Raw genomic sequence first — 13,326 nt, forward strand, 5'->3', positions numbered from 1 at the left:
AAAGACCATGGAGTTCAAGCGAGTGGCCCGATCCGGGCAGGTGCCCGAAGGCATCGTCCGCCGGTTCTATGCGGACGACTACGAGTTCGCCATTTCCCGACTGGACGGCAAGGCGTATGCGACGTCCAACTACTGCTCGCATCTGGACTGCCTGCTCTCGTCGGGCAAGCTGGTCCAGGACGGCATCGGATGTTCCTGCCACGGAAGCGCATTCGATCTGGAGACCGGCGAACCGATCTGCCCTCCGGCGACCGAACCGATCAAGACGTACCCGTGCGAGGAGCGCGACGGCGAGATCTTCGTCGGGATCGATCCGGCCGAGCCTCCGGAGGGCCCGCGCCGGCGCCGGATGCGATCGGCATGAGGCGGCGCACCACTCGACCGGCCACGCTCGCGACCGGCGGCATGGTCGCGTCGAGTCATCCGCTCGCGAGCCAGGCCGGGGCGCGCGTCCTGGCCGAGGGTGGCAACGCGGTGGACGCGGCCCTGACGATGGCGGCGATCACCTGGCTGACGCTGCCCGGGCAGTGCGGGATCGGCGGTGATGCGTTCGCGGTGGTGCGCGAGCCGGACGGGTCCGTCTGGACGGTCAACGGCAGTGGTTACGGACCCGACGGCGGCACACCGGGCTTCTACCGTGACCGGGGACTGGGTGCGATTCCCCTCGACGGCGCTCTCGCCGTGACCGTGCCGGGTGCGCCCGCCGCGCTCGCGGAACTGCACCGGCACGGGGCGAGCAGGCCACTGCCCGACCTGTGGGCACCCGCCGTGCGCATCGCCGAACGCGGGCTGCCGTGTTCGGCGAAGACCCGCACGGACGTGCAGACGGCACTGCAGGCGATCCGCACCGACGCCGGGCTGGCCTCGGTGTTCGCTCCGGGCGGCCGGCTTCCCCGCGTCGGCGAAGTGCTCGCCCAACCCGACCTCGCCCGCACGATCCGATCTCTGGCCCACGATCCGCACGCCTTCTACACCGGCACACTCGCCGAGCGGTGCGTGGATGCCCTGCAGGAGGGCGGGGCACCGTTCTCGGGTGACGAATGGCAGGCCGGGGCGTCGGTGGAGGCGGAAGCCGCACTGACCGGCACGTACTCGGGGCACACGGTGCACCAGACCCCGCTCCCCACACCGGGGTGGATGGTGCTGCACCAGGCAGCCCTGTGCGACGGAACGCTCCGGACGCATCCCGTGCTCGGAGCAGCGGCGATCGACCGGATGGCCCGCGCAGCCGGCCTCGCCTTCGAGGACAGGCTCCGCTGGTGCGCATCGGACAACGACGGCGTCACCCGGGTGCTCGACGACACCAACATCGCCGCCGGGCACGCCCGGATCACCGAGCGTGCGCCGGTGGGGACGTTCGCTGTGGCAGGCGGGGACACGACGTCCTTCGTCGCGGTGGACGCGGACGGGCGAGCGGTCTCGTTCATCCATTCGCTGGCGTTCACCTTCGGTGCGAAACTCACCGTCCCGGGCACGGGAATCGTGCTCAACAACCGACTCGGCCGCGGTGCCTATCTGATCGAAGGCCACCCGAACGAGATAGCGCCGCGCCGGAAACCCCTGCACACCCTCAACGCGTGGATCGTCACCGATGCGGCGGGCGAGTTGCGGCATGTGGGCAACACCCCCGGTGGCGACGGCCAGGTGCAGTGGAACATGCAGTTGCTGTCCCACCTGCTCGATCACGGTCTAGACCCTCAGGAGGCGGTATCGGCGCCGCGGTTCACCGTCTTCCCCGGATCGGATGCGAACGTGCTCGGCGAACCCACCGTGCTGCGCATCGAAGCGGATGTGGCAGAGGGTGTGCCCCACGCGCTGACCGAGCTGGGCCACCGCGTGGAAGTACTCGAACCGCTGAGCGCCGACGGGAGCGCTCAGGTGATCTCGCTCGACGAGGACGGGGTGCTGCGCGGAGGCAGCGACCCGCGACAGGAAGGAATCGCTCTCGGTGTCTGATCACAGTGCTGCACCCACGATTGCACCTCGCCCCCAGGGCCGGTACGTGCCCGCGGTTCTGGCCGGCGACACCGTCCGCACGGCAGGGATGACACCGCGGCGCGACGGCACCCTGATCCTCACCGGACGAGTCGGCGCCGAGGTCACCGTCGACGAGGCGCGCACGGCAGCCGCGCTGGCCGTGGACAACGCGCTGGCGGCGATCCGCTCGACGCTCCGGGACGGAACGACCTTCCGGCCCGTCGAGATGATCGTCTACATCGCCACCGCACCCGGCTTCACCGACCTGTCGGTGGTCGCGGACGGCGCGTCGGCCGTGATCGAGCGCGAACTCGGGCCGGACGCCTTGCCCGCTCGCACCGCTGTGGGTGTCCACACCCTGCCCGGTGCGGCGCCCCTCGAAATCGCGCTGACCGCCGTCCTCACCACCTGACCGCGAACGGTTCAGTTCCGCAACGCGACGTTCTCGAGTTCGGCTGCGAGATCGATGCTCTCGGAGGGTCGCTGCCAGCGATACACTCCACCGCCCAGGGCGTAGGAGAGGTGACCGCCGAGAGCACCACCCACGCCGACGGCACCGAGACCGAGGAGTGTCCACACCGTCCCCGCCCGGTCACGGCGGGCGCGGCGCTCCCGATACGAGGTCGCGAGACATACCGCCCCGATCGCGTTGGACACGGCGTGCACCGCCCCGACCCGGCGCTGGGGAACATCGAGGGCGGAGAAGTCGGCCCAGCCGGTGACCACGGTCGGAACGGTCGCGGCCAGTCCGAGGGCGACGAGTTTCCGGGATGCCTCCCGCTGCCCGGGCACGGCGTCCAGCACCGCTGCGGACACCCACGACCCGATCGGGAGGGTGACGAGCAGAGGATGGACGGGGTGCCCGAGCCAGGAACCGCGGAGCAGGCGATCGACGGCAGAGCCGTCGAGGACTCGTCGTATGCGCTGCGCGACGCGCTCGGCGGGTCGATCCACCGCGTCGAAGGATTCGACGGCGCGCAGAAGTTCGTGCAGATTCATACAGAGGCGATACCCGGCCGCAGCAGGTGCGAATCGCCGGCTACTTCTCGTCGAGCGGCTTCGCGCCCAGCATGTCCTTGAGCAGTTCGATCGCGACGTCCTCCGGATCGCGGCGTGTCGACGGATCACCGGGCGTAGCGGCCTCGGCGAACATCTCCTCGACGTCCGCCTCCGTCATCTGCGACGGATCGGGCGGTGTCGGATCGTCGTAGACGGGATCCGGCCCCGGGTCGTCCGGCAGGTCGGGCGCTTCGGGCGGCGGGATGTCGTCGGCGCTCTCGACCGAGGGACGGGTGAACGTCGGGGCCACGGTAGCCGCCTGCCGTTGCGGTGCAGCGGGGGTTTCGGCGGGCGCGGCCGGCGGGACGTTCTTGGCCTGACTCGGGCGGGAGAAACGTGGCTGACCCGACGGACGCGAGTTCTTCTCCGGTGCCTGGGTCTTCACGGGCGCTTCGGCGGCCGAGCCGTGGACGCAGGTGACCTCGAATTCCGCACCGAACACCGCGTGCAGCGCGTCGGCGATCACTGCGGCGTTACGCGGATCGGCGAGCCTTTTGGCCAGCGGAGCGGAATCGTGGACGAGCACGACCCGGCTGCCCTCGACCGAGCGCACGGTGGCGCCCGAGAGCATGACCTCCACGGTACGACTGCGCTCGCGGACCTTCGTGCGCACTTCCGACCACACGCCACGCATCTGGGCGGCGTCGGGGCCCGCGGCGGCCGGGATGGCGGGTTCGATGGGCGGTGCAGACTGCTCCTCGACGGGCGCCGCCCGCTCCTCGACGCGCACAACCTCCGGTGCGGGAGGTGGAACTTCCTGCACGGCAACCTCTTCGATCGCAGGAGCGCTCTGCGGCCGTGAAGCGTCCGACTCGACGGGAGGTTCCGGCGCAGGTGGCTGCGGGGCGGCAGAGGGTTGCGGGGTAGCAGGGGGCTGCGGAGCCGGAGCTTCCTCGTGCACGGGCGCGACGGGAGGCGCCTCCTCGGCGCGACGTCGGGAGGGCCGCTGGAAACGAGCCGCAGGTTCGTCGGGCGAGATGGGCGGCGCGGCCGGTGCCGCAGCACTCGGCGCCGGCCTCGAGACCGCGCCACCGGGCGCAGCGACGATCCCCTGTTCGAGACGTTCGAGTCGTTGCAGCACAGCGGTTTCCGCTTCGGAAGCGGCGGGGAGCAACATGCGCGCACACATCACTTCGAGCAACAGCCGCGGCGACGTGGCTCCACGCATCTCCCCCAGCCCCGCGTGCACGATCTCGGCATAGCGGGTGAGGGTGGCAGGGCCGAGGCGGGTCGCTTCGTCGCGCATCCGTTCGAGCACGTCGCCGGGCGCGTCGACGAGGCCGCGCTCGGCGGCGTCGGGGACCGATTTCACGAGGATGAGATCGCGGAGGCGCTCGAGGAGATCGACGGCGAAACGACGCGGGTCGTGCCCGGCGTCCATGACCTTCTCGACGGTGCCGAACAGTGCCGCACCGTCGCCCGCTGCGAGCGAATCGACCGCTTCGTCGATGAGGGCGACGTCGGTGACACCGAGCAGCGACAGGGCTCGGTCGTAGGTGACGCCTTCCGGACCGGCACCGGCGAGGAGCTGATCCATCACCGACAGCGAGTCGCGGGGAGAACCGCCGCCGGCGCGGATGACCAGCGGATAGACGGCATCCTCGACCGGCACGTTCTCCTGCCCGCAGATCTGTTCGAGCAGACCCCGCATCGCGGTGGGTGCGAGCAGCCGGAACGGATAGTGGTGCGTGCGTGACCGGATGGTGGGCAGCACCTTCTCGGGTTCGGTGGTCGCGAAGACGAAGATGAGATGCTCCGGCGGCTCCTCCACGATCTTGAGCAGGGCGTTGAAACCCTGCGTGGTGACCATGTGCGCCTCGTCGATGATGAAGATGCGGTAGCGCGATTCGGCAGGTGCGTAGAACGCGCGGTCGCGCAGTTCGCGGGTGTCGTCCACACCACCGTGGCTCGCGGCGTCGAGTTCGGTGACGTCGAGGTTGCCCCCACCACCCGGCCCCAGCGACAGGCAGGACCGGCATGTCCCGCACGGGGTCGATGTGGGGCCGCTCTCGCAGTTGAGCGAGCGGGCGAGAATACGGGCCGAGGAGGTCTTGCCGCACCCACGGGGCCCCGAGAAGAGGTAGGCGTGGTTGATGCGGCCCGTGTCGAGTGCCGTGCTGAGGGGCACGGTGACGTGCTCCTGGCCCACCACCTCAGCGAAGGTCGCAGGTCGATACTTCCGGTACAGAGCCACGGGCCGAGCGTACCGGCGGTGGCCGACATGCAAGGAGGTCGGCCCACCCGGGCCACGTACCCCACCGTCCACGCCCGGTACGGCCCGGATTCGCCGGCCCTGTGGCCGAACCCACCCTTGCATTAACGATATATCGCGTTCTATCGTGAGAATATCGACAGAAAAGGAGAACGCACATGCGAACCCATGAACATCACCGCGGACCTCGCCGCGGAGGACACGATCGGAATCTCCCCGGCGGCCCGTTCCGGGCGGACGGACCGCACCGCAGGGGGCATCACGGGCCCCGCGACGAGTACGGCCCGCACCCGCACCGAGGTGGCGGACCGCGAGGCCGAGGCGGCCGAGCGCAACGCGGCGACGTCCGCGCGGCGGTCCTGCGCCTGCTCGCCACGGAGCCGATGCACGGCTACCAGCTCATGGAGGCGATCGCCGAACGAACGGGCGGCGCCTGGCGCCCGAGCCCGGGGGCGATCTACCCCACGATCTCCCAGCTCGAGGACGAGGGACTCGTCACGGTCGAGAAGGAGGGTGGACGGAAACTGGCTTCACTGACCGACCTCGGCCGCGCCTTCCTCGAGGACCCGCAGAACGAGTCGAGCGACCCGTTCGCCGGCCACGACCGGGAGTCGGGCACGCCCGACCTGCGGCTCGCCCTCCGCGAACTCCAGGGCGCGGCACGTTCGGTGGCGATGAGCGGTTCCGACGCCGAGGTCACCGCCGCACACGCGGTCCTGACCGAGGCGAAGAAATCCCTGTACCGGATCCTCGCAGGCGACACCGAGACGCCCGGCGAGGAGTGAGAACAGCTCAGCCGCGGGCGAACAGGCGGATACGCTGCTCGCGGCTGCGCTCGAGATGCGCGCGCATGTGCTCCCGGGCCGCGGTCTCGTTCCGCGCCCGGAGTGCATCGAGGATCTGCGCGTGTTCGTCGTTGAGCAGGTCGGGTTCGCCGTAATTGGACGGCGGACCGGAATCGTAGATCCGTAGCTGGGTGGTCAGCCGCACCAGCAGTGTCGTGATCGTCGTGTTGTGCGCGGCCTGCCACAGGGCTTCGTGGAACCGGAAGTTGCCGACGCGCACTGCGGCGTCGTCCGCGGCGGAGCAGCACGAATCGTGCAGTCGCTCGAGCCGGGCCATATCGAGGTCCGTGTGCCGGATCGCTGCCGCACCCGCCGCCTCCGACTCGAGCGCGACGCGCGCCGCATAGATCTCGATCACGTCCTCGGGAGTCCCCGAACGCACCCGGAAGCCGCGGCTCGCCCGTTCGAGCAGTCCGTCGTGCGCAAGCCAGTTCAGCGCTTCGCGGATCGGGGTGCGCGACGCTCCGTAGGTTTCGCTGAGCTGGGTCTCGTGCAGGGCGGCACCGCGGGGGAACTTCCCCGCGAGGATGTCCGAGCGCAGGCGGAAGTACTGCTTGGAGGTCTGGTCGTCGCGCCCGGTCGGCGGTTCGACGAGGAGCGAGCTCTCCAACTCTGCCGCAGCATCCTGCTCGGTCATCTGCACCCTCCGATCGGCGTGGCGATACGTGCGCCGATTATGCCATCGTCCACGTTCGCATACTTGCGTATACGTTGTTCGTCGTTTAGCGTCGGTTCGCGAACACGACGAGAGGACCGAACGCGTGACCGAGGCGGTATCCCGAGACGAGACGGTGCTGATCAGCGCCGAGGAGCTCGCCCTCGACCCCGGCGCGTACACGATCCTGCACGCCACGGTGTCCTTCCCCAAACCTCGCTTCGACGGTGACTACCGGCCCGAATCCGGATACGCCACCTGGCGTGAGGCGCACCTCCCGGGCTCCGTCCACGCCGATCTGCTCGGCGGCTTCAGCGCCCCGGGCACCGGCCTGCACTTCTCCCGTCCCACGCCGGACGACCTCGCGGCCGCCCTGGCCGACCTGGGTGCCACCCCCGACACCGACCTCGTGATCTACGACGACGGCGGCATGACCTGGGCGTCCCGGTTGTGGTGGATGCTGCGCGACATCGGCATCGCGGCGCGGGTGCTCGAGGGCGGATTCGCACGCTGGGCCGCCCTGCGACTGCCCGTGGAATCCGGTGACGCCACCGAACGCCGCGCCGTCACGCCCCGGACCGGGCTGACCGACCGGGGATTGTGGCGCGACCGCGACGACGTGCTCGCCGTGGTGTCCGGAGACGCACCGGGCACTCTGGTCTGCGCACTCGACCCCGAACAGTTCGCCGGGACCGCCACCACCCGTTACGCGCGCCGCGGGCACATCGCCGGCAGCCGGAACCTACCCGCGAAGAGCATGCTCGCCGACGGCCTCCTCCGTCCCGCCCGGCAGGTGGCCGAACTGAGCGACGCCGCGCTCGCCGAGGCGCCACGACCCCTGATCCTGTACTGCGGAGGCGGCGTCTCCGCATGTCTGCTCGCACTGGCACTCGTGCGGGCGGGGCACGACGATCTCGCCGTCTACGACGGTTCCCTCGAGGAGTGGACCGCCGATCCCGCCCTGCCGATGCGCACCCTCGAGAACGGGAAGGCCGGCGCATGATGCGATGTCCGCGATCCTGACCCGCTTCGTCCCGACGCTCTTCTCCCGACAGGATCCACCGTGACCACGCCCCCCACCGTCGACGATCTCGCAGCCACCCTCGATGCGCTCCGCGCTCGGGTACCGCTCGTGCAGTCGCTCACCAACATCGTCTCCGCCAACTTCCTCACCAACGTGCTGCTCGCCGCCGGCGCCAGCAACGCCCACATCGACAATGCCCACGAAGCCGGGGACTTCGCGCGCATCGCCGGCGGGGTGCTCGTCAATCTCGGCACCCCCGACGACGGAACCGCGGCCGCCTTCACCCGCGCCGCGGAAGCAGCGCACGAGGCCGGTACCCCGTGGGTCCTCGATCCGGTGGGCGTGGGTGGCCTGGCCTGGCGCACCTCCCTCGCCGCCGATCTCCTGCACCACCGCCCCACCGCGATCCGCGGCAACGCCTCCGAGATCATCGCGCTGGCCGGCCTCGGCGGTGACACGCGTGGCGTCGACAGCGCCGACGAGGCCGCTGCCGCCGTTCCGGCCGCTCTGGCCCTGCTCGATCGCGCACAGGCCGTATCGGCCTCGGGACCGGTCGACCATCTGGTCGGCCGCGACCGCGACGGCGCGATCGTCGGACTGCGTATCGCCGGTGGGAGCGCGATGCTGCCGCGCGTGACCTCGACCGGATGCTCGCTCGGCGGGCTGGTCGCGGCCTATCTCGCGGTGGCCGCCACCCCGCTGATCGGAGTCGCCACGGCGCATGCCCACGTCGCGGTCGCCGCCGAGATCGCCGAGGAGAACTCCAGCGGCCCGGGCTCGTTCGCGGTCGCCTATCTCGATGCGCTCTACGCCGTCGACGCCGACACACTGCGGGCACGTGCCCGACTCGAACCGCTCGACCTTCCGACGGAGGACACGAAGTAATGCCCATCAAGACTTTCTGGTATCTCACCCAGGCCGACGGCGACTACCCCTGGAGCCCGGACGGGTTGTATCCGGTGGACGGACAGCGTCAGATAGAACTCGCCAAGACCATCGACGAAGGCGGTTTCGAGGGCGCACTCGTCGCCACCTGGCCGAACGACCCGTTCATCTCGGCAACCTGGGCTGCGGCGCACACGACCCGGATGAAGTTCCTCGTCGCGATCTACGCCAACATGACACCCGCCCGGTTGCTCGCCGAGAAGGCCCTGACCTTCGACGCGTTCAGCGGTGGCCGCCTGATGATCAACTCGGTCAACGGCCGGGAGAACATCCTCACCAAGTACGACATGAACGTGGAGCACGACCGGCGGTACGAACTCGGCGAGAAGTACTGGGACGACTTCCGTCGAATCTATGCCGAGGGCACCGAGTCGAACTTCCCCAACACCCCACTCCGCATCGACGCACCGGCGGATCACACGGTACCGCTGTGGGGAACCGGCGACTCCCCCGCCGGCCTGCAGAACGCCGGGAAGGTGCTCGACGCCTACCTGATCATGCTGCGCGAGAACGCGTTCGTCGACGAGAAGTTCACCGCGGCACGAGAGTCCGCAAAGGTAGAGGGACGCGAGTACACCGACTTCGGCGCGCTGTCCGGCGTGATCGTGCGCCCGAACCGCGACGAAGCGATCGAGCGGTTCCGCTCGCTGTTCGAGAAGGCCGGCATCGAGCAGATCCAGGACGTACTCGACAGGGCCGTCCGCCGCCGCACCCACGGAAAGCAGGATCTGAAGACCTTCACCGCGCGCGACGCACAGCGACAGGGCTGGGTCGACACGATCAACGCCGGCTCACTGCCCGAACCGGAGGACCTCTACATCGGCGACGGCCTGTACGCGGGCATCACGGCGTGGTCGCCGCTGGACATCTTCGGCACGGGATCGTCGGCCGTCTACTACGTCGGGGAGCCCGACGAGATCACCGGACACGTGCGGACCCTACGCGACGCGACCGGGCTGACCTCTCTGATCCTCGCCGGATGGCCACTCATCGACGAGGCGAAGAACGTTGCGGAACATCTGATTCCGCGTTTCGACGCACTCTGAAATTCGGCCGCGGCGGGAGGGGCTAGGGGGTGTCGACGAGACAGAACCCCGCGCCGATCCCGCCGCGCGCGTCGATCTCCGCGAGGATCCGGTCGGCACGCTGGTAGACGGCGAACCGGGTGTCGGGAACCCGGCCGAACGGACCGGGATCGTCCGACACAGGTGCCTGCGGAAACCGGTAACCCACCGACAATCCCAGCCACTCACCGGTCTCGGCGCGCACGAGCGGCCCGCCGGAGTCGCCCGGCCGCATGAGCAGCGGCGACGACATCAGGTTCTCGTCCACCCGCACGTCGCCGGTCGCACAGGCCACCGAGGTGCTGCGTCCCGCCGCACAGTGCGTCCCGACCGGCTGCTCGCCCTCACCGAAGGCCGCGATCGATTCGAGGACCACGCGCTCACCGCGGTCGTTCGGCACGGACGTGTTGGATCCCCGCACCCGCGTCTCGTCGAGGAGAACCACCGCGTAGTCGGCCTTCTCGTCGGTGGGGAATCCGAGCGGATCCACCGAACCCGTACTCGCGACATCGGTTTCGACACCGATCGGGCCTCGGTGCTGTTCGTCGACCTTCCAGATCGGTGACGTCCCCGTCCGGTAGCAGTGGCCCGCCGTGATCGCGACGAGTCTGCCCGCGTCGTCGTGCCCGACAGCGGCCACCGAGCACCAGCCCGGTGTCGGCTCCGCGGAGAACGTGATCCCGTCACCCGGACGAAGGACGAGCCGATCGTCACCGCCACCGGCCGAGGCCACTCCCACAGAACCGGAGACGCACGCGACGGCAGCGCAGCACACCGCGAGGACGCGCCGCATACCTATTTCTTCGCCGCTGTGGCCGCGGCCTTCGCCGACCTCTTGAACTCGCGTACTTCCTGCAGCGACTGCTCGTCGACGACGTCGGCGATCGACCGCCGTGCACCTTCCTGCCCGTAGTCGCCGGCCGCCTCCCGCCAGCCCTCGGGTCGCACACCGATCTGTTTGCCGAGCAGCGCCAGGAAGATGCGGGCCTTCTGGTCGCCGAATCCGGGCAGTGTCTTCAGTCTGCGCAGCACCTCCCTGCCGTCCGGCCCGCCGGAGGTCCACAATGCCGCCGCGTCACCGTCGTAGTTCTCGACGATCGCCGCGCACAGCGCCTGGATGCGCTGTGCCATCGACTTGGGGAAGCGGTGGACGGCCGGTTGCCGGGCGCATACCGCGACGAAGTCGTCGGGATCGGCGTCCGCGATCCGGTGCGCGTCGAGACCGCCGAGCCGCTCGGCCAGCTTCTTCGGCCCCGCGAACGCCACTTCCATCGCCACCTGCTGGTCGAGCAGCATGCCGATGAGGAGCGCCAGCGGATCGCCGGCCAGCAGGGCGTCGGCTTCCGGATCGCCGACCAGGTTCAACGTCGATGACATGGAGACGATCATGCCTGTCGCTCGGGGACGCCGCCACACCACGACGCCCTGAACAGGGCGGACCGAGTTTGTCCACCGCTCATCCACGTGTTGTGCACAACGTTGTCCACAGGGTGGGAGCAAAGGAGCCTTCGGGCCGAGGCCTACCGCTCGGCGAGAGCCTTCTCCGTCGCGGCGAGCAGCACGCAGGTCGCGACACCGTCCATCGCCTTCTCGAGCTCGTCCAGCGACGGGAAGCTCGGTGCGAGGCGGATGTTCTTGTCTTCCGGGTCCTTCTTGTACGGGAAGGCCGACCCGGCACCCGTGAGCGCGATGCCGGCATCCTTCGCCAGGGCGATGACGCGGGCGGCCGTGCCCTCGACGACGTCGAGACTGATGAAGTAGCCGCCCTCGGGATCGGTCCACGATGCGACCTTCGACTCGCCGAGGCGGTCCTCGAGGATGCGTCGGACCAGAGCGAACTTCGGTGCGAGGATCTTGCGGTGCTCGGCCATGTGGGCGCGTACGCCCTCGGCGTCCCCGAAGAAACGCAGATGACGCAGCTGGTTGACCTTGTCGGGGCCGATGGTCTTGATGCCCAGATGCTTCTGGTACCAGGCGAGGTTCTCGGCGGAACTTCCGAAGAAGCTCACACCGGAGCCGGCGAAAGTGATCTTCGAGGTGGACGCGAAGGTGAACACCCGGTTGGGATGACCGGCCTGCGCCGCAAGACCGAGGATGTCGATCGCGGGTGCGAGATGCTCGGTCAGCGGATGCACCGCGTAGGCGTTGTCCCAGAAGATACGGAAGTCCGGAGCGGCTGTCGGCATCGACACCAACTCGCGGGCGACCTCTTCGGAGTAGACCGCCCCGGTGGGATTCGAGTAGGTGGGCACGGCCCACATGCCCTTGATCTGCGGATCGTTCGCGACGAGGTCGGCGATCAGTCGCACGTCGGGGCCGTCCTCCCGCAGCGGTACCGGAATCATCTCGATTCCCAGCGACTCGGTGATCGCGAAATGCCGGTCGTAACCGGGCGCGGGGCACAGGAACTTGACGACCGGCTCCTGCGACCACGGGCGCGGCGAGTCGGTGGTTCCGTGCAGCAGCGACCACACGACCAGGTCGTGCATGATCTCGAGGCTCGCGTTGTTGCCGGCGAGGAGGTTCTCGACGGGGATGTTCAGCAGTTCGGCGAAGATCGCACGGAGCTCGGGCAGCCCCGTCAGACCACCGTAGTTGCGGGTGTCGGTGCCGTTGCCGTCGCGGAAGTCGTCGCGGCCGGGCAGCGACAGCAACTCCGCGGAGAGGTCGAGCTGCTCGGGTGAGGGCTTGCCGCGGGTCAGGTCCAGCGTCAGCTTCTCCGACTTCAGACGCTCGTAGTCGGCGGAGCGGCGCTCGTGCTCTGCAACGAGTTCCTCATGGCTCATCAACCCGTACTGGGTTTGCGTAGGCATGCGGAGGGACCTTTCACCGTGCACGGCGACACGGGCATCGGCGGAGTCTAAGAGGACCCCGCGCACCCGGCAGAGCCCGTTGACCCTTGCTGCCTTCCGGCCCTGGGGGAGTTCACAGGATGCGCGCCGCGCGGGATCCATCGGCAAGTGTAGAGGACCATGCCCCTCAGCGGCCAACCCGCCCCCTGGGGACGCCCGGAATCGCGGAGCGACCTGCTCGTTTGGCAGTTTGGTGCCGCCATTCGGTATGCTTCCCCACGGAGGATTCGCCTAGTGGCCTATGGCGCTCGCCTGGAACGCGGGTTGGGTTAACGCCCTCAGGGGTTCAAATCCCCTATCCTCCGCCACGGAAGCCCGTGGGATGCTGCAGCGTCCCACGGGCTTTCCTGTTTCTCCGGCACATCGCGGCCCGGCGCGTTCGTTCGCATACACGCCGGGACTCGGGCACGATTCTTCTCGTGAACGCGGACGACGACGTCACACGCGCCGGCAATGCCGACCGCGAGCAGGCCTCGGTCTGGGTGGACATGCTCGACCGGGAGATCGACGATGTCTCCGCAGCCCTGGAGACGACTCGGCGCAAGGCTCGGGCCGAACACCGCGCGGGGGCCGTGGACCGGGCGCGCACCTTCGATGCGGAAGCCGAGAAGCAGACCGCCCGGCTCCGCGAACTCCACCGCATGCGCCGCACTCTCACCGACCGCTTCGGCTGACGGGGAGCTCACGCCGGGC

The 13,326-nt window shown here is 69.3% G+C and carries 14 protein-coding genes, 1 tRNA gene and 1 other RNA gene; 9 read left to right on the top strand and 7 right to left on the bottom strand.

What is annotated here, in order from left to right; genetic code table 11:
• Positions 1-7 precede the first annotated feature (7 nt).
• From MOM01_RS20470 to MOM01_RS20480, 3 genes are read left to right on the top strand one after another with little or no spacing between them, the layout of a single operon-like run.
• Positions 8-364, top strand: a complete 357-nt coding sequence (locus MOM01_RS20470) for a Rieske (2Fe-2S) protein (protein WP_241387279.1) — start codon at positions 8-10, stop codon at positions 362-364.
• Positions 361-1,956, top strand: a complete 1,596-nt coding sequence (locus MOM01_RS20475) for a gamma-glutamyltransferase family protein (protein ID WP_241387280.1) — start codon at positions 361-363, stop codon at positions 1,954-1,956. The genes MOM01_RS20470 and MOM01_RS20475 overlap by 4 nt, the downstream gene beginning before the upstream one ends.
• The gene (locus tag MOM01_RS20480; protein WP_241387281.1) at positions 1,949-2,389 is read left to right on the top strand and encodes a RidA family protein; all 441 of its coding nucleotides are present in this window, start codon (positions 1,949-1,951) and stop codon (positions 2,387-2,389) included. The genes MOM01_RS20475 and MOM01_RS20480 overlap by 8 nt, the downstream gene beginning before the upstream one ends.
• 11 nt (positions 2,390-2,400) lie before the next feature.
• Here MOM01_RS20480 and MOM01_RS20485 read toward each other — a convergent pair whose 3' ends face one another.
• Positions 2,401-2,976, bottom strand: a complete 576-nt coding sequence (locus tag MOM01_RS20485; RefSeq protein WP_241387282.1) for a DUF2231 domain-containing protein — start codon at positions 2,974-2,976, stop codon at positions 2,401-2,403.
• Positions 2,977-3,016: 40 nt separating this feature from the next.
• Entirely contained in the window at positions 3,017-5,230 is a 2,214-nt protein-coding gene (locus tag MOM01_RS20490; protein ID WP_241387283.1) for a DNA polymerase III subunit gamma and tau, read from the bottom strand.
• A 176-nt stretch (positions 5,231-5,406) separates the two neighbouring features.
• Between MOM01_RS20490 and MOM01_RS20495 the strand changes: the two genes are divergently transcribed.
• The gene (locus MOM01_RS20495) at positions 5,407-6,033 is read left to right on the top strand and encodes a PadR family transcriptional regulator (RefSeq protein WP_241387284.1); all 627 of its coding nucleotides are present in this window, start codon (positions 5,407-5,409) and stop codon (positions 6,031-6,033) included.
• Positions 6,034-6,040: 7 nt separating this feature from the next.
• Here the strand turns inward: MOM01_RS20495 and MOM01_RS20500 are convergent, their stop codons facing one another.
• Complete coding sequence (locus tag MOM01_RS20500) at positions 6,041-6,730, bottom strand: GntR family transcriptional regulator (protein ID WP_241387285.1); 690 nt, start codon at positions 6,728-6,730, stop codon at positions 6,041-6,043.
• 124 nt (positions 6,731-6,854) lie between these two features.
• Here MOM01_RS20500 and MOM01_RS20505 point away from each other — a divergent pair, with 124 nt between their 5' ends.
• The 3 genes from MOM01_RS20505 to MOM01_RS20515 are packed head-to-tail and all read left to right on the top strand — an operon-like array spanning position 6,855 to position 9,763.
• On the top strand, positions 6,855-7,751 hold the full coding sequence (locus MOM01_RS20505; protein WP_241387286.1) for a sulfurtransferase: 897 nt from the start codon (positions 6,855-6,857) through the stop codon (positions 7,749-7,751).
• A gap of 60 nt (positions 7,752-7,811) precedes the next feature.
• Positions 7,812-8,657 (top strand): hydroxyethylthiazole kinase, encoded by an 846-nt coding sequence (gene thiM, locus MOM01_RS20510; protein ID WP_241387287.1) that lies wholly within the window; start codon positions 7,812-7,814, stop codon positions 8,655-8,657.
• Positions 8,657-9,763, top strand: a complete 1,107-nt coding sequence (locus tag MOM01_RS20515) for an LLM class flavin-dependent oxidoreductase (protein ID WP_241387288.1) — start codon at positions 8,657-8,659, stop codon at positions 9,761-9,763. Before thiM ends, MOM01_RS20515 begins: the two co-directional genes overlap by 1 nt.
• 22 nt (positions 9,764-9,785) lie before the next feature.
• Here the strand turns inward: MOM01_RS20515 and MOM01_RS20520 are convergent, their stop codons facing one another.
• The 4 genes from MOM01_RS20520 to ffs form a co-directional block, all read right to left on the bottom strand.
• The gene (locus MOM01_RS20520) at positions 9,786-10,574 is read right to left on the bottom strand and encodes a trypsin-like peptidase domain-containing protein (RefSeq protein WP_241387289.1); all 789 of its coding nucleotides are present in this window, start codon (positions 10,572-10,574) and stop codon (positions 9,786-9,788) included.
• A 2-nt stretch (positions 10,575-10,576) separates the two neighbouring features.
• On the bottom strand, positions 10,577-11,158 hold the full coding sequence (locus MOM01_RS20525; RefSeq protein ID WP_241387290.1) for an HhH-GPD-type base excision DNA repair protein: 582 nt from the start codon (positions 11,156-11,158) through the stop codon (positions 10,577-10,579).
• 143 nt (positions 11,159-11,301) lie between these two features.
• Complete coding sequence (locus MOM01_RS20530; RefSeq protein ID WP_277610034.1) at positions 11,302-12,594, bottom strand: aminotransferase class I/II-fold pyridoxal phosphate-dependent enzyme; 1,293 nt, start codon at positions 12,592-12,594, stop codon at positions 11,302-11,304.
• A gap of 47 nt (positions 12,595-12,641) precedes the next feature.
• An RNA gene (gene ffs, locus MOM01_RS20535) (signal recognition particle sRNA small type) lies at positions 12,642-12,736 on the bottom strand.
• A 117-nt stretch (positions 12,737-12,853) separates the two neighbouring features.
• Between ffs and MOM01_RS20540 the strand changes: the two genes are divergently transcribed.
• Together MOM01_RS20540 and MOM01_RS20545 are read left to right on the top strand one after the other, a co-directional pair.
• Positions 12,854-12,941 (top strand) — tRNA-Ser (locus MOM01_RS20540).
• 111 nt (positions 12,942-13,052) lie between these two features.
• Entirely contained in the window at positions 13,053-13,307 is a 255-nt protein-coding gene (locus MOM01_RS20545; RefSeq protein ID WP_241387291.1) for a hypothetical protein, read from the top strand.
• Positions 13,308-13,326: the final 19 nt, after the last annotated feature.

The organism is Rhodococcus sp. CH91 (genome assembly GCF_022554085.1).
Lineage (GTDB): Bacteria > Actinomycetota > Actinomycetes > Mycobacteriales > Mycobacteriaceae > Rhodococcus.